This window comes from Odoribacter sp. Z80, from assembly GCF_009935865.1.
In the GTDB taxonomy this organism is placed as follows: domain Bacteria; phylum Bacteroidota; class Bacteroidia; order Bacteroidales; family Marinifilaceae; genus Odoribacter.
Window position 1 is genome coordinate 123,002 of record NZ_QWEL01000003.1, and the last position, 17,329, is coordinate 140,330.

A 17,329-nucleotide genomic window follows, 5' to 3' on the forward strand; every position below is an offset into this window, starting at 1 on the left:
CTTACTTTCTTTTCTTCTTAAAGCCACCTTTTTTTCCGTCAGCTTTTGCGGCTGATGCGGGACGGCTACTGTTATCACGGCTCTGGAGCAATGAGTTCGGAACAAGTTCACGTCTGCCATAAACCTCACCTTTGCAAATCCATACCTTAATACCCAGCAAACCGTAAGTGGTCAGGGCTTCTGCCTGTGCATAATCAATATCGGCACGGAATGTATGCAACGGAGTTCTTCCCTCCTTGAACATCTCAGCACGAGCCATTTCAGCTCCGTTCAGACGTCCGGAAATTAAAATCTTAATTCCCTCAGCACCCATTCTCATAGTCGAAGCAATCGCCATTTTGATAGCCCGGCGATATGCTACACGGCCTTCCAACTGACGAGCAATGTTATTACCTACGATCACAGCATCCAATTCCGGACGTTTGATCTCAAAGATATTGATTTGTACTTCCTTATCAGTGATCTTCTTCAACTCTTCTTTCAACTTATCCACTTCCTGGCCGCCTTTTCCGATAATGATACCCGGACGCGCAGTATTGATAGTGATAGTAATGAGCTTCAAAGTACGCTCGATAACGATTTTTGCGATTCCGGCTTTTGCAAGACGGGCATTCAGGTATTTACGGATTTTATAATCCTCTACCAGCTTGTCTCCGTAATTCTTGCCGCCGAACCAATTAGAATCCCATCCACGGATGATTCCTAATCTATTGCTTATTGGATTACATTTTTGTCCCATGCTTTACTCTTTTACAGTGTTTTCAACAACGGCAGTTTTACTTCCCAATACGATAGTCACGTGATTGGATCTTTTGCGGATTCTGTGAGCACGTCCCTGCGGAGCCGGACGCAGTCTTTTCAGAATACCTGCACCATCCACAAAGATTTCTTTAATATACAAAGCGGCATCATCAATGCGCGCTCCGTCATTCTTCACGCTCCAGTTTGCAATGGCTGAAAGCAATAGTTTTTCCACTTTACGAGCAGCCTCTTTAGGACAAAATTTCAGTGTATCCAAAGCCTTCTGTACGTCCATTCCACGTACCAGGTCTGCCACCAACCTCATTTTCTGAGGGGATGAAGGACAATCATGCAGCACAGCGAAAGCCTTTTGTTTTCTGGCTTCCTTCATCTGATTTGCTCTTATTCTTTTTCTTGCACCCATTTTATACAATCTTCATTTGTTCAACTTAAATCACGCTATTATTTCTTTTTCTTATCAGCGTGACCTCTAAAGGTACGTGTCGGTGCAAATTCACCCAGTTTATGACCTACCATGTTTTCAGTCACATATACCGGAATAAATTTGTTACCGTTGTGTACAGCTACTGTATGCCCTACGAAATCCGGAGAGATCATGGAGTAACGAGCCCAGGTCTTAACAACCGATTTTTTGTTGGTCTCATTCATCGCCAGGATTCTCTTTTCCAGCTTCACATCAATAAAAGGGCCTTTTTTTAACGAACGACTCATAACATCAAGTTTTAATCAGTTATTTTTTCCTTCTTTCTACAATATACTTCGAAGATGCCTTCTTCGGTGCTCTGGTCTTCAAGCCCTTAGCCAACAAACCTTTCCTGGAACGAGGCAGACCTCCTGAAGCACGGCCTTCACCACCACCCATCGGGTGATCTACCGGGTTCATTACAACACCACGAACACGCGGACGACGGCCTAACCAACGGGTACGACCAGCCTTACCGGAACGTTCCAGTGAATGGTCGGGGTTAGATACGGTACCGACAGTTGCTTTACAGGTTACCAGAACCATACGGATCTCACCTGAAGGCAATTTGATAGAAGCATATTTTCCTTCTCGCGCAACCAACTGAGCGTAAGAACCGGCACTACGAGCCATTACAGCTCCCTGTCCGGGACGCAACTCAATGTTATGGATGATTGTACCTAATGGAATTTCAGACAGATACAACGTATTTCCGACTTCCGGAGCAATACCCTTGCCACTTTCAACCGTCTGACCTACCGTCAAACCAATCGGGGCAACGATATAACGTTTTTCACCATCTGCATACACCAACAGGGCAATACGGGCAGTACGGTTCGGGTCATATTCAATTGTGGCCACTTTAGCCGGAATATTTTCCTTCTCACGTTTAAAGTCGATTACTCTGTATTTGTGTTTATGACCACCACCTATATATCTCATTGTCATCTTACCGGTGTTGTTACGACCTCCGGTTTTGCTGTTCGGTCTCAACAATGATTTCTCAGGTCTATCTGTAGTCACCTGTTCGAAAGTATTTACTACCTTTCCTCTCTGACCAGGGGTTACAGGATTTAATTTTCTTACAGCCATGTTATTTAAATATTGCTAAAAAAATCAATACTATCACCTTCTGCTAAGGTCACAATTGCTTTCTTGAACGAATTGGTACGTCCGCTGATCATTCCAGCCTTGGTATAACGGGACTTAGCCGTACCCTGATAACGCTGGGTATTTACAGCCAGTACGTTCACTCCGTACATTGCTTCAACTGCTTTCTTTATCTCAATCTTATTTGCTCCTTCTGCCACGATAAAAGCTACCTTGTGCTGTTTATCGGTGAGAGCCGTCATCTTTTCCGTTAAAACGGGCTTAATAATAATTTCCATCTCTTCTTTCGATTAGTTAAGATTGAACATTTCGTTAAGGCCCTCCACAGAACTTTCAACTAAAACGAGGTTTTTCGCCTTCATGATGTTGTAAGTTGCGATGTCGCTCACTCTCATTACCTCTACATTCTGCAGATTACGGGCAGACAGAAGTACGTTTTCGTTCACACCGTTCCCCAATACCAACAACAGACGACCATTGTTTACTTTCAGGTTGTTGATTACAGCAACCATTTCTTTGGTTTTCGGAGCTTCGAAGGTGAAATCTTCCACAACCTTCACAGCATCAGCACTTGCTTTCACTGCCAAAGCTGATTTACGAGCCAATTTTTTCAATTTCTTGTTCAGTTTGAAGCTGTAATCTCTTGGTACGGGACCAAAAACACGGCCTCCTCCTCTGAACTCCGGATTCTTAATACTACCTGCACGAGCACCTCCGGTACCTTTCTGTTTTTTCAACTTTTTGGTACTACCGGAAATTTCATTCCGCTGTTTTGACTTGTGCGTTCCCTGACGGTTGTTGGCCAGGAACTGTTTTACGTCAAGGTAGATAGCGTGCTCATTAGGCTGAATTCCAAAAATAGCGTCATCCAACACTACTTTTCTGCCGGTTTCCTGTCCGGCAATGTTTAGTACACTTAACTCCATTACTTCTGAATAATTACGTACGAACCTTTAGTTCCGGGAACAGATCCCTTCACCAACAACAAATTATTTTCAGGAATTACCTTCAAAACTTCCAAGTTCTCTACAGTAATCCGGTCTCCGCCCATACGGCCGCCCATGCGCATTCCTTTGAAAACACGTGCCGGAGTAGAACATGCTCCGATAGAACCCGGTTTTCTCAGACGGTTGTGCTGACCGTGGGTAGCTTGTCCTACACCACCGAAACCATGACGTTTCACAACGCCCTGATATCCTTTTCCTTTAGAGGTACCGACGATGTCAACGAAAGCTGTGCCTTCCAGCATAGTTACGTCAATCACATCGCCCAACTTGTGTTCTTCGGCAAATCCTGCAAACTCTACGAGTTTACGTTTCGGAGTTGTGCCTGCTTTCTTAAAGTGTCCACTTAGCTGCTTCGTCGTGTGTTTCTCTTTCTTTTCATCAAAACCCAACTGAAGTGCTTCGTAACCGTCTTTTTCAATGGTTTTCACCTGAGTTACGACACATGGACCGCATTCAATAACAGTGCATGGGATACTTTTCCCCTCAACACTGAAAACGGAAGTCATTCCGACTTTTTTTCCAATTAAACCTGGTAATTTCATTTCTTTTTTAATAGGTTAATTCTTCTTTCTAACGACATAGGGTTTCGCCGTTAATTACACTTTAATCTCTACTTCAACACCACTCGGTAATTCAAGTTTCATCAGAGCGTCGATAGTACCTGCAGTCGAGCTGTAGATATCAATCAGACGTTTGAAAGTGCATAATAAAAATTGTTCACGGCTCTTCTTGTTTACGAAAGTAGAGCGGTTAACAGTAAACACACCTTTATGCGTAGGAAGTGGAATCGGTCCGCTTACCACAGCACCAGTAGCCTTTACCGTCTTAACAATCTTTTCAGCCGACTTGTCTACCAAGTTGTGATCGTAAGATTTTAACTTAATTCTGATTTTTTGGCTCATGTTATTTGATTATTATATTTAAGCGGTCGGAAAGGAAAACTCCCTCCCGACATTAATTTTTAAATTAAATCCACTCTTCCGCTTGCTTTTTCCACAACTTCCTTGGCAATGTTCTTCGGCACTTCGGCATAGTGGTCGAATTCCATAGAAGAACTTGCACGGCCGGAAGACAGCGTACGCAATACAGTCACATAACCGAACTGCTCAGCCAAAGGAACTTTTGCCGTGATTACACGTGCACCGATACGGGAATCCATAGATTCAACCTGTCCCCGACGACGGTTCAGGTCGGCAATGATGTCACCCATAAAATCTTCCGGAGTAACTACTTCCAGCTTCATGATAGGCTCCAGCAACACCGGTTTCGCCTTCTGTGCAGCTTCCTTGTAACCCAACTTGGCAGCCATTTCAAATGACAAGGCATCCGAGTCAACCGGGTGGAAAGAACCGTCAATCAAAGTAATCTTCAAAGCCTCCAGAGAATAACCAGCCAGAACACCGTTCTGCATAGCTTCCTTGAATCCTTTTTCAACAGACGGGATAAATTCCTTCGGAATGTTACCGCCTTTCACTTCATTGACAAAAGTCAGGCCTTCTTTGCCTTCTTCTGCCGGTTCCATACGGAAGATGATATCGGCAAACTTACCGCGACCACCGGACTGTTTCTTGAATACATGACGATGGTCAACAGACATCGTAATAGCCTCTTTATAGGAAACCTGAGGTGCACCTTGGTTACATTCCACCTTGAACTCACGACGCAGACGGTCGAGGATAATGTCCAGGTGAAGCTCACCCATACCGCTGATGACGGTCTGTCCTGAATCCTCATCAGTCTTCACACGGAATGTCGGGTCTTCCTCAGCCAATTTCGCCAAAGCCATACCCAATTTATCCGTATCTTTCTGAGTCAACGGTTCAATAGCAATACCAATCACAGGTTCCGGGAAAGTCATACTTTCCAGTACAATCGGTTTTTCTTCTGAACACAACGTATCTCCGGTACGGATATCTTTGAAACCTACGCAAGCGCAGATATCTCCGGCCTCGAGCACTTCTTTCGGCTGTTGCTTGTTAGAGTGCATCTGGAACAAACGGGAAATACGTTCTTTCTTGTCAGTACGTGGGTTATATACATATGAACCGGCCTCAATCTTACCGGAATAGATACGGGTATAACACAAACGGCCTACAAACGGGTCGGTAGCAATTTTAAATGCCAATGCCGACAGCGGAGCTTCCGGGTCTACCGGGAAATGAACATCCTCACCGGTTTTCGGATCCGTACCTTTACTGTTTGGAATATCCAACGGATTCGGCAGATAAGCAATGACAGCATCCAACAAATTCTGCACCCCTTTATTCTTAAAAGAGGAACCGCACATCACCGGACAAAAATCCATGGCAATCACAGCTTTCCGGATAACAGCCTTCAAATCTTCCACGGTAATGGAGTCCGGGTCTTCAAAGAACCGTTCCATCAAAGCCTCATCCTGTACAGCGGCAGCTTCCACCAATTTTTCTCTCCATTCCTGAGCTTCTGCCATCATGTTTTCGGGAATATCCTTAATTGTTGCCTCCATGGCTCCGTTTTCCCAAACATAAGCTTTCATTTCCACCAGGTCAATAACCCCCTGATAGTTATCTTCCGCACCGATAGGCAGTACCAACGGTACAGGATTAGCTCCTAATTTCTCCTTGATCTCACGAACCGCTTTGAAGAAATCTGCACCGGAACGGTCCATCTTATTCACAAAAGCAATTCGGGGAACACCATATTTATTCGCCTGACGCCATACGGTTTCAGACTGAGCTTCAACACCGCCTACGGCGCAGAACAATGCGACCGCACCGTCCAAAACACGCAAGGAACGCTCTACCTCAACGGTAAAGTCAACGTGTCCCGGAGTATCAATGATATTGATCTTATATTCATCACCCTGATACTTCCAGAAACAAGTGGTAGCAGCAGAAGTAATGGTAATACCTCTCTCCTGCTCCTGCACCATCCAGTCCATGGTAGCCGTACCATCGTGCGTTTCACCGATTTTGTGGTTCACACCGGTAAAATACAGGATACGTTCAGTGGTTGTCGTCTTACCGGCATCAATGTGAGCCATGATACCGATATTTCTTGTGTAATGTAAATCTCTCTTAGCCATCTATTTTCGCCTCTAAATTAAAATCTGAAATGTGCAAATGCCCGGTTGGCTTCAGCCATACGATGGGTATCTTCTTTCTTTTTGAAAGCAGCACCTTCTTCCTTGTAAGCAGCCATGATTTCAGCAGCCAGTTTTTCAGACATGCCGTGTCCGCTACGTTTGCGGGAGTAAAGAATCATATTTTTTACAGAAATCGCTCTCTTACGGCTCGGATTGATTTCAGTAGGCACCTGGAACGTAGCACCACCGACACGGCGGCTTTTCACCTCCACCTGGGGAGTGATATTTTCCAATGCCTGCTTCCAGATTTCCAAAGCAGATTTCTCTTCTTTTTTTGCCATTTTTTCGTCAACGATATCCAGTGCGTCATAAAAGATTTTGAACGCAACAGTCTTTTTACCGTCCACCATCAGGTCATTAACAAACCTCGTCACCAGTACATCGTTGAATTTCGGATCCGGTAACAGGATTCTCTTCTTGGGTTTAGTCTTTCTCATCTTCTTTTCGTTTACGAATTTGTTCGTCAAGCTGCCCTTATTTGGTCTTCAACGGTTTCCCAACCATTTACTCAACTGTTTTTCGGGAACGCTTCATAAACACAATTCCTGTTAGTCACTAATTTTTACTTTTTACCTTTAGCCGGAGCAGCAGCCTGTCCTGGTTTCGGTCTTTTCGCACCGTATTTAGAACGTCCCTGGCAACGACCGGTAACACCGGCAGCATCCAAAGTACCGCGAACCAAGTGATAACGCACACCCGGAAGGTCTTTTACACGACCGCCACGGATTAACACGATGGAGTGTTCCTGCAGGTTGTGACCTTCTCCCGGAATATAAGCATTCACTTCTTTCCCGTTGGTCAATCTAACACGCGCAACCTTTCTCATGGCTGAGTTCGGTTTTTTCGGAGTCGTGGTGTAAACACGTACACATACTCCTCTTCTCTGCGGACAAGCATCCAAAGCAGGCGCTTTACTCTTGTCCTGGATCTTTACTCTTCCTTTTCTTACTAACTGTTGAATAGTAGGCATTTTACAAGTACTCTTTAAATTTTATTATACTTTTATCCAAAATGGAGTGCAAATGTACATTCATTTTTAGTAACTACCAAATATTCCTTTCTTTTTTTTGTAAAAAAGGTAAGATTGTCAGAAAGTTACCCGTCTTATCCCCACAAACTTCCCCTGAGCATCCATAAATCAATCAAAATAAAACTTCTGTTCCAAATATAAACAAAAGGCGTGTTTCGGAGAAAATCTTCTCATGAAAACACGCCTTCAAAGCATTCATTCACACCCCTTATTTTTTATCTAAATATTGCCGGTGAATGGCCTGAAGATGTAAATGAGGGTAAAGTGCCGTAGAAAGAACAGGAGCAGGAAAAAAAGGTTCACTGGCCATCAGTTCATAGGCCTTTTTGTAATTCCCTTTTTTAGCATGGGCAGCTGCCAGGTAAAGCAACGTCTCCTTAGAAGGAGTATGTTCCAGCGCCTTTCCCGCAATACCAATGGCCTGTTCAATCCATTCCGGATCTGTCACAGTATCGTCAAAAAAACCGGCTATAATAAGAGTATAAAAGAACTGACCATACAGATAAGGGTGTTTATCGCTGTATTTATCCGCCACTTTTCTAAGTGAGGCCATACCTTTCTTAAAATTCTTCTCAAACAGCATACGCTCCATATCAAGAATCTCCAGATACATCGGCGCATAAAACGATTCTGTCTTACGAATCATTTCTATATGGGCACGGTATTTCTCAGGTTCTTTTATATTGGCAGAACCAGCGCGTACCATCATCCGATACATGTTCACCCAGAAATCATTCCCCTTCTCATAACCTTGATAAATATCCGCATACCGGGTCAAAGAATGGAAAACGATATTATCTTCCGGGAAACGCATAAATCCCCGCATCAACGAATAATTCTCCTTCTGCTGCAACTGCTCTTCCGTAAGGGTGGAAAAATAACTTAACAAACAGCCTTTCACCTGGTCGGGTTGTACCCGTCGGAGTAATCCTATCACGTATTCCTCCACCAATTCCAATGAACGTTCACCACTCTCCCAGCGTTTCCGGGCAGCCTCCAACCGGACACTGAAATCAGACCCGACAGCCTCTTCGGCATATCGGATAAAATCCTCGGGAGAAGCAGAACCTGTACGGGTTTCCAATAAATTACCCTGAGCATCCAACCAGAAAAAAGAGGGATAACCGTTTGCCCGATAGCGCTGAAAAAAAGCGTGTCCGCTTTCTTTTTCCGCATCCAACTTCAGACAAACAAATTTACTGTTATAATAATCCCCCACCTCCTGACGGGTAAAAACATTCTTAGCCATCATTTTACACGGACCGCACCAGGAAGTGTAAACATCTACAAAAATCTGCTTTCCTTCTGCCCGGGCTTTCTGAAGCGCTTCTTCATATGTTCCGTGAAAAAATTCAATGCCCTGCGCAAAAACGCCTCCGACAGTCAGGATAAAAAAATACAACAACGCTAAACTCTTTTTCATCCTGTTACTCGTATTTTTCGTTAATATCAATGACCCTGTCACAAAAGCCCGTCTTTCTGAACACACCGTCCAAATGAATACCACCGGTAGAATTCACTTCGTAGAACACCACCCCTCCCTGTCGTTCCGCACGGCTCAAATCACGCACAGCCAAACGCACCTGTTGGGAGACCCGCGTAGCCAAAGGATTGGACTCAGTAGGTGCAGCCACCGTAATATCCACAAATTGAATACCGGTTATTTTCATATTCTCAGCCTGCATATCCTTCTGCAAAACTTCCAATGCCAAATTTGTAGAAGCATTCAACTGATTTGCAGCAAAAGAATAAACAGCATTTTCCGTAGCATACATAAAAACATCATTATATTCCGGATTCGCAGCAAATCCGATTGCCTCACGCAAATGGGGGGCAACAGAAGCTGTGACTTCCGTCTTGCTGATGCTGCGGAAACTGTTACCCTCCAAAGAAAATTTATACATCCAGTATTTACCGTCCGCCTTATTTTCCAGCAGCATCCAAGCTCCCAGAGTTGCTTCCGAAAGAGCACCCCAACACTTAAGTTCCAAATCTGCACCTAAATTGCTCCCGTCAAAAATTCCCGGATCGTTATCCGCTTTACCAAACGTTTTCAGGCTTCCCTGGTTCCATGGATTATGCGCAATCAAACGCCCGTACAACTCATCGAAAAACACAGGATTCGAACCGACAGCCAATACCTGAGGCGCCACATGATATTCCCGCGGTTCGTTCATCAGGACCAATCCCGGTTCCCAGTTGATTGCCTGCATATTAGTCGCCCTCTTGCAAACAATACCATTGACAACAATATAATCAATCATCGCTCCCTTATAATACAATTCCGGACTCATTTCTTTCGTCCCGAAGTGATGATCACAGGCCTCCTTCATCGTTTTGATTTTCTCGAAAGAAAGCGGACTGGCCACCACACCACCGTTTTCATCCCGGCAAAAAATCAATTCCTGCTTCAGGAAAGTGGCATAAGCATTCGGATTCACAGAAAAAATCCGGATCGGATTACGCCCCAAAAGCATTTTATTGGCACTTTCATATACATCTTCAATCACTGTGTTTTCTTCATCATCTGAAATGAAATTAATTTCAGCCAAACCGCCCTCTTCACACAAAAGTACTGTTCCTTTGGTAAATTGCGTGCGCACCTCAAGTTCCATTTCTTTCCGGTAAAAAACGCCGGTTGTATTATCCGTTACTTTCAATGCCAACGTATAGGCTTCCCCCGGTGTAAGCAGGGAAGGTTCCGCCAACACGTCCAGATTCTTTTCCCGCCCCAATGTATCCGCTTCGTTACGGGTTGTTGTAGTATAGGCATACCAAACATACGACAGATTCCTGTCATCATTCCGGGAAGTACGGATATCCGGCGTACATTGCAAATGAGTATACAACAAGACAGAATACCGATTCTGCAATCCTTCAATCGTGACCTTATTCAACTCTTTGAACTCATCAATCGTTTTGTCATCCACACATCCTGCCAAAGCAGAAAACATGCAAACCACACCTAATATTTTAGCTATTTTCATCATAATACATCAAATTAGAAAGGATTCCACATCGTAATCAAATTGCCGTCTTCATCATACTCTGTATGAGTGGCATAATATTCACACACAACACGCCCCTGCTGCATCCAATAACTATAAAAGTTCAATCCACCCCATCCAATTAACTCGCTGTCCGTTAAAGGAAAATCATGTCCCATAAGCAAAATGCAACGTTGGTGCTTTACTTTTGAATACTCCCCGAAATAAAGAGCCAACGGCATATCCCAGTAAGAAGGTTTCACCAACTGGTTGGTAATCATCAAACGCATATTTACCCGGTCTGGATAACCCAACGCCAAACTTTGGGTCGCTACCAACGCTAACTCCAGCGTCACAGTCGCCTCATCTAATTCCGTTCCGGGTTTCAGCACCACAACCGGAAAAGAAGAAACCGACTGACCGGCTTCATAAGTAAACCGGGGAAGAAGCGGTTCATAATGTTTGCCGGCCACTGCAGAGGAATTTTCCGAAACGGCCACTTCATATTCCTCTGTTTCACTCAACAAATCCCCCAACAACTTAACGTTAATCTGAATCGTATCCCGTTCCGCACCTTTCATGCGAAAAGAATACACCAAACTGTCCGCACCCGTCACATAATCCGGGAAATAGACACCAGGCATATCCGTATATACCATACGTTCATTTTCCGAACAAGATGCAAACACCAGCATTGCCATTATAACTGTATACAAATATTTCATAATCCGCATTTTTACTCTATTAAACCAAAATCCAATTCATCATCCGGCAAGGGAATCACATACACCTTCTCCGGATCAACCGCTACCGTCCGGTAAACACCGATACTTTTCAACCCTAAGCGCTTGTAATAGTAAAACATCTGTCCCTCACACATAAACTCCTTGCTATACTCCCGGGCAATCTCTGCTTGCAGGTCTGTGACTCCTGTCATGGCAGCCAGACCCCGGTGGGCACGTAAAGTGTTCAGGTAAGCCAGGCCCTGATTCGCAGAACATTCAGCAGCAATATAGTACAGTTCAGACAGACGAATCAAAGGAATATAGCCCGAATTGGCATACTTTGCCGGCATGACCGCCGTAGCAGTATTCGTTTCCTGGAACCACAACTTCAACCGATAATCATCATCCGCCGGATCCTGCTGTGCAAACAATTTATTCCGGTTATTGACATTCATACTCAAAGCCGTGGAACTGTTGGTAATACCGTTTTTTATCACCGACTCCCCGAAATAGACATCAATATTATCCTGCATTTTCCTTTCTTCCAGAGCAAACAACAATTCACTGTTAAACAAACGCTCACTCGTTACCGCCGCAGTAGCCAACGAAAAAGGCACCACAGGCTCACTTCCGGGTTCTCCCACAATCTCCCGGACGGCTTCCAATGCCTCCGTCCGATTACCTGCATACAATTGTACCCGGGCCAGCAAAGCAGTCACAGCATAATAATTCAGATGCTTATGCCGGTTCCGTAACAACGGATGACTTTCATACAAGGATTCCAACTCCGCATAATTCGGACCATAGGGATCCACCTCACGCATCAACTCACGTGCCGCGTTCAAATCCTTCACCACCTTCTCCAAAACCCCTTCCACCGTCTGCTGACCCTGCGGAAGATTGGTATACGACTCCAGATAAGGGATAGCTTCGCGCTCCTTATCTATGGCCGGAGAGGAAGAAAACAACCGCAACATATCGAAATGGAGCATACCCCGCAAAGCCAGGATTTCTCCCTTATATATGCGATACACCTCTTCACTTGAAAATACATTTCGTTGCTTATCAATAAACATCAGCATGGCATTCAGATTGGCGATACCTTTATATTGCCGGCTCCAGACTGTAGACAAGACCTCCTTGTCATAAGGCTCCGCATAGAGGTAATCCTTTGTCTTGATATACTGATGGGTATTACCGGAAATATTGTAATATTGCGCCAGCACATCCATATAGCCGAACGAAAGCTGACATCCGTAACTCTCAGGAGCGGACATCAGTGAATAAACCCCTGTCAATACATCCCGGAAACCGCTTTCCTGTTGGAACAAATCTTCCGCCTTTACATCCGATTTCGGAGACACGTCAAACCAATTCTGGCAGGCGGAGGAAAAAAACAGCATCCCCAAACATATCGGTAAATATCTTAACTTTTTCATTTGCTTCTTGATTAAAAGGTTACTTGTAACGCTACTGAATAATTGCGGGCAAACGGATAGGATGTACCCCGTTCCATTTTGACCGTCGAAGCGCGAAACACATCATTACCGATGAAGGACAGTTTCAAACGCTCAATCCCGTAACGCCGCAGACGACCGGCATCGAACTGATAAGAAAGATTCAATGACGACAGGGTAATGTAATTTTCCTCCTCTATAAACCGGGAGGTCGGCATCGTAGCTTCGGTATTACTGATAGCTTTGAATTTAGCCACATCGCCAGGGACCTTCCAACGGTCGTACAACACCCGGCGGTCAGCGTTCTTTTTCGGGTCTACGTTTTCCACTTTATCCACCAGCGTCTGATTGTAAACATCAGCACCGTAGCTGTAACGGAAATAAGCATTCAACTGAAAACCCTTATACATAAACATCGTGCCGAAATTCCCTTCAAATTTGGGATCCTTGCATCCTAACGGCTTGTAATTATCCGTACTCCATTTATTGACTTTATCGCCATTCTGCGCAATAAACACTTCTTCTCCCGTATTAGGATCAATACCAAGGGATTCGTTCGCCCAAATCATATTGATGGATTTACCTTCCTGATAACGCACCATAGGTGCCCGGGTGGTCCCCTTCTCAACTTTTTCGTTCATCGCATCATCCTGGGTTTTATTATAAGCCGCCAGTGCATCGTTCAGCTTCATCAACCGGTTCTCATTCTTCACAATATTAAAGAACACATCCCACTGCATGCGTCTCTCTGCGTCTTTCACCAAAACGCCCCGGAGATTCAATTCCAACCCCTTATTCTCAATCTCGCCCAAATTGTCTTTATAGGAAGTAAAACCTAAAGACGGAGCCAGCAACACATCAATCAACACCGATTTCGATACATCCTTGTAGACGTTGAAATAACCGCTCAACCGGCTGTTCAACAAAGCAAAATCAACACCAACATTCAATTTCTCCGTCTGCTGCCATTTCAGATTCGGATTACCAAAAGCTTTTAACAATGCCCCGATATAATCATCGTATGTCAATCCGTCAATGGCCGATTCCTTGTATGAATACATCATCATGGCCTGGAAAGGATAAAAATTCTGACCGCCGGTTGTCCCCCATGAACCACGTATTTTCAATTCATTTACATAGGGTGTTTCAGCAAACCATTTCTCCCGGTGCAGGTTCCAGGCAGCACCCACCGAACCGAACGTACCCCATCGTTTAGAAGAACCATACACAGAAGAACCGTCGCTACGAACCGAAAAGTCCAACAGATAACGGTTGTCATACCCGTAATTAAAGTTACCGACTACCCCCATCAGACGGCTGACTTCATAATTACCGCTCGGCTTATCGCCTTCCTGATACTCCACGCCCATACCGATATGATCCATTTTATCATTCGGAAAATTATATGCCGTAGTACTGAAAAAATCAGTTTTTGATTCCTTGATATTCCAGACAAAAGTAGCATTGAACAGATGGCGGTTCACCTCTTTCGTATAAGCAGCCATCACATTGGCGTCATACGAGAAATTATCCGTCACCTCTTTCTTATAGCTTCCCTTTAAATCTTTCTCATAAAATGAATTATGATTAGCCGGCAAAAAACGGTCACCTACCGTCATTTTTTTATTCAACGACACGGCACCTTTCAGTTTCAGTCCTTCTAAAACATCCCATTCTACCGAAAAATTGTCAATGAAATTCTGATAGGCATTCTCAAACTTCGTACCCAACGAAGCATTATACAAAGGATTCAGTTCATACTCCTCCCCGTCACCGATTTTCAATACCTGTTTGATATTACCATTTTTATCCTTCGGATAAAGATACGGATTCATATAGGTATAATCCGAAAATGTACCATAAGGAGAATCCTGCTGTTTCACATGGTCATACGTCAGATTATTCATAAACCGCAAATTCTTGTAACGATATTGCAACTTGATGCCAATGCCGACATTCTGACGTCCGGAACCCTTCATTACCCCCGCCTTATTCTGATAATTCAGGTCTAACCCATACCGCAAACGGGCATCTCCACCCTCCAACAACAAAGAATGCTTATGACCGAAACCAAGCGCATGGACAGGCTTCTTCATCCAGTCCGTATTCACCCCTTGCTGAACCAACTTCAAACGTTCATTGTATGCCTCCTGCAACTCCTCCTTCATTCCGATATTCGAATGCGAATAAAGTCCTGCCAATTGCTCATACTCCAATTTTTCCGATGCATTCATCAGATTGTAATCACTCAGGTCTGCAAAATTAAAATCGCCGGAAAAATGATAAGAAACACGTAACTCACCCATTTCCGGGGCTTTAGTCTCCACAACGACAACCCCGTTCGCTGCCCGCGAACCATAAATGGCAGTCGCCGCCGCATCTTTCAACACAGTGATACTGGATACCCGGTTCGGGTCTAAGTCAAAAATCTTCTCCGCCGAAACCTCGAAACCATCCAAAATAAAAGTCGGCATATTAGGAGAGTTTTCATAATCCGATTTCAGATTGCCGCTACCGTGGATTTGAAATTCCGGGATATGATTGGGGTCACTACCTACTGTAATATCTTCCATCAACTTAAAGGAGGGGTCTATCGTCGATAAAGCCGACAACACATTTCCGGTAGAAATCTCCCGCAACTTCTCTCCCGAAAACGTAGTGGCAGCACCTGTATAGCTGTCTTTCTTCCGTTGGAAATAACCGGTCACCACCACCTCATCCATCTCCTGCATATCCTCCGTCATGATAACATTAATCTCTGTCTTTTCCCCAACCGGCAGCTTTTGGGTTTTCATTCCGATAAAAGTAAATTGCAACACCCATTCCCCCTGCGAAGGGCATTCCAATGTATACTTTCCCGCAGCATCGGTAGTCACACCGACACTCGTCCCGTCAATTAACACCGTCACACCGGGCAAAGGCATCCCTCCTTTAGCGGTCACCTTACCGGTTATCTTACGGTTTTGCACCTGAGGAACGGAAACCTTACTATTCACCTGTTTGATAATGATGGCCCCATTCTCTTTCACGCATTGCAAACCGGTACCTTCCAGACATTTTTCCAATACTTCATCCACCATCACATTCCTGACATCAATATCAATTCCTTTAACGGATGCAATGTCCTCGTCACTATACAAAAACACCAGATGGGTTTTCGCCTTTAATTCCCAGATAATCTCTTCTAAAGAAGCATTTTGTTTTTTCAAGCTCACCGTCTGGGCATTCACCACAGCAAACAACTGAACCATAGCACACACCAGCAATATGAATGTTAATTTCATACGCAGCAGAATTCTCAACAAATTTCCCTTATCGGGAAAAGCGTCATTTCGATTTTTCTTCATACTTTTGTAAACGGTTAAATTAATTTAGTTATTAACTGACCAGAGGCCGGAAATTGTTGGCGCAGGATCCGGTCTCTGGTTAAAATTATTTTCGGCCAATCATCACCACTTTTCCTTTTCTTTCCACATTTACCTTATCCATAGCACGCAACAATTCCAACACAGAATCAATATGTTCATAACGTCCCAAATGAGCTGATATCCGTAAATCTTTCACCGATTCACTGGTATATAAAACATCTATTGTATACCAACGGGCTAAAATATTCATGACTTCTTCCAACCGCTGTTTTTTGAAAACAAACATACCTTCCGTCCAACCGGTATAAAGCGTAACATCAACCTGTTTTACCTCCGCCCGGTTCGTTCGTTTATTCAGAAAATACTGCTGGAAAGGAGCCAACGCAACCGGCCTCCCCGCTGCCTGGTCGTTCAACACCTCAACCGTCCCATTCACTAAAGTAGTATGAACAATCTCTTCATTTTGATAAGATTTCACATTAAAACAAGTTCCCGTCACCTTCACCTGCATACAACCAGTCTCTACAACGAAAGGCCACTCCCTGGCTTTTTTTACTTCAAAATAGGCCTCTCCGTCCAAAAATACTTTACGTTCTTTTCCGGAAAACTCTACCGGAAAACGGAATTTCGTTTCACAATTCAACCTCACATTTGTGCCATCGGCCAAAGTGAGTGTATAATCAGCCCCTGCCGGTATCACAAGCGTATGATAAACGATAGCTTTCTCCTCTGTTTGTCCCACGGCTGATGCATCCCGATGATAAGCCAGGCTGCAACTGCTATCATTCACTATCAAAGTTCCGTTGCTTTCCCGGAGTTCAACCCTGTTCTTTTCTAAATGGATACGCTCACCGCTCGCCAAAATCAACTCCGCAGTTTTCCTGCCTTCCAACAATGCCAACGGCTTTTCTTCAACCATACTGACAGGCCGGGTGTACCGGAAAACCAATGAAACACCAAACACAACCACAACACAAGCTGCCGCAACCATCCATTTCCATCCGCCCCGCCTATGTGAAAAACGAATTTTAGCCTGTAGCCGCTCATACTCCCGGTCCACATCTATGGAATCCTCCATGCTGAAACGCATGAAAGCTTCCTGCTGATTCCGGATTTCCTCAAAAAGTTTCCGGTGGACAGGAACCTGCAACCACACTAAAAATTCAGGATCCAAGAGACCTGCCGGGTCCTGCAAATGAGAAAGAATGTAATCAATGTCAGTTTCTTCACCTTGACGTCCCATATCTGCTACGTTTATCGAAAATTAAACCGCGTTGTATATATAACACAGATACG

At 44.3% G+C, this 17,329-nt stretch carries 17 protein-coding genes; all 17 read right to left on the minus strand.

What is annotated here, in order from left to right:
- Nucleotide 1 precedes the first annotated feature (1 nt).
- A complete protein-coding gene (gene rpsC / locus D1136_RS04045; protein WP_161876348.1) occupies nucleotides 2–739 on the minus strand; it encodes a 30S ribosomal protein S3 in 738 nt (245 codons plus the stop codon).
- A 3-nt stretch (nucleotides 740–742) separates the two neighbouring features.
- Entirely contained in the window at nucleotides 743–1,165 is a 423-nt protein-coding gene (gene rplV, locus D1136_RS04050) for a 50S ribosomal protein L22 (protein WP_161876349.1), read from the minus strand.
- A 38-nt stretch (nucleotides 1,166–1,203) separates the two neighbouring features.
- Entirely contained in the window at nucleotides 1,204–1,473 is a 270-nt protein-coding gene (gene rpsS / locus D1136_RS04055; RefSeq protein ID WP_013612519.1) for a 30S ribosomal protein S19, read from the minus strand.
- 19 nt (nucleotides 1,474–1,492) lie between these two features.
- A complete protein-coding gene (gene rplB, locus D1136_RS04060) occupies nucleotides 1,493–2,317 on the minus strand; it encodes a 50S ribosomal protein L2 (protein WP_161876350.1) in 825 nt (274 codons plus the stop codon).
- A gap of 5 nt (nucleotides 2,318–2,322) precedes the next feature.
- On the minus strand, nucleotides 2,323–2,613 hold the full coding sequence (gene rplW / locus D1136_RS04065) for a 50S ribosomal protein L23 (protein ID WP_161876351.1): 291 nt from the start codon (nucleotides 2,611–2,613) through the stop codon (nucleotides 2,323–2,325).
- A 12-nt stretch (nucleotides 2,614–2,625) separates the two neighbouring features.
- Complete coding sequence (rplD, locus tag D1136_RS04070) at nucleotides 2,626–3,261, minus strand: 50S ribosomal protein L4 (RefSeq protein WP_161876352.1); 636 nt, start codon at nucleotides 3,259–3,261, stop codon at nucleotides 2,626–2,628.
- On the minus strand, nucleotides 3,261–3,884 hold the full coding sequence (rplC, locus tag D1136_RS04075) for a 50S ribosomal protein L3 (protein WP_161876353.1): 624 nt from the start codon (nucleotides 3,882–3,884) through the stop codon (nucleotides 3,261–3,263). The genes rplD and rplC overlap by 1 nt, the downstream gene beginning before the upstream one ends.
- Nucleotides 3,885–3,938: 54 nt before the next feature.
- Nucleotides 3,939–4,244, minus strand: a complete 306-nt coding sequence (gene rpsJ, locus D1136_RS04080) for a 30S ribosomal protein S10 (protein ID WP_161876354.1) — start codon at nucleotides 4,242–4,244, stop codon at nucleotides 3,939–3,941.
- 59 nt (nucleotides 4,245–4,303) lie between these two features.
- Nucleotides 4,304–6,406 carry an elongation factor G gene (gene fusA / locus D1136_RS04085; protein WP_161876355.1) on the minus strand — a complete coding sequence of 701 codons (2,103 nt, stop codon included), beginning with the start codon at nucleotides 6,404–6,406 and terminating at the stop codon, nucleotides 4,304–4,306.
- A gap of 17 nt (nucleotides 6,407–6,423) precedes the next feature.
- Entirely contained in the window at nucleotides 6,424–6,903 is a 480-nt protein-coding gene (rpsG, locus tag D1136_RS04090; RefSeq protein WP_161876356.1) for a 30S ribosomal protein S7, read from the minus strand.
- A 125-nt stretch (nucleotides 6,904–7,028) separates the two neighbouring features.
- Complete coding sequence (rpsL, locus tag D1136_RS04095) at nucleotides 7,029–7,436, minus strand: 30S ribosomal protein S12 (protein WP_161876357.1); 408 nt, start codon at nucleotides 7,434–7,436, stop codon at nucleotides 7,029–7,031.
- 268 nt (nucleotides 7,437–7,704) lie between these two features.
- Complete coding sequence (locus D1136_RS04100) at nucleotides 7,705–8,919, minus strand: thioredoxin family protein (RefSeq protein ID WP_161876358.1); 1,215 nt, start codon at nucleotides 8,917–8,919, stop codon at nucleotides 7,705–7,707.
- Nucleotides 8,920–8,923: 4 nt separating this feature from the next.
- Nucleotides 8,924–10,486, minus strand: coding sequence for a PKD-like family lipoprotein (locus D1136_RS04105; protein WP_161876359.1), 1,563 nt, complete (start codon nucleotides 10,484–10,486; stop codon nucleotides 8,924–8,926).
- A gap of 11 nt (nucleotides 10,487–10,497) precedes the next feature.
- Nucleotides 10,498–11,208, minus strand: a complete 711-nt coding sequence (locus tag D1136_RS04110; protein WP_161876360.1) for a DUF4843 domain-containing protein — start codon at nucleotides 11,206–11,208, stop codon at nucleotides 10,498–10,500.
- Between the two features lie 11 nt (nucleotides 11,209–11,219).
- Nucleotides 11,220–12,647 carry a RagB/SusD family nutrient uptake outer membrane protein gene (locus D1136_RS04115; RefSeq protein ID WP_161876361.1) on the minus strand — a complete coding sequence of 476 codons (1,428 nt, stop codon included), beginning with the start codon at nucleotides 12,645–12,647 and terminating at the stop codon, nucleotides 11,220–11,222.
- 11 nt (nucleotides 12,648–12,658) lie between these two features.
- Nucleotides 12,659–16,012 (minus strand): SusC/RagA family TonB-linked outer membrane protein, encoded by a 3,354-nt coding sequence (locus D1136_RS04120; RefSeq protein WP_237566983.1) that lies wholly within the window; start codon nucleotides 16,010–16,012, stop codon nucleotides 12,659–12,661.
- An 85-nt stretch (nucleotides 16,013–16,097) separates the two neighbouring features.
- The gene (locus tag D1136_RS04125) at nucleotides 16,098–17,276 is read right to left on the minus strand and encodes a FecR family protein (protein ID WP_161876362.1); all 1,179 of its coding nucleotides are present in this window, start codon (nucleotides 17,274–17,276) and stop codon (nucleotides 16,098–16,100) included.
- Nucleotides 17,277–17,329 lie beyond the last annotated feature (53 nt).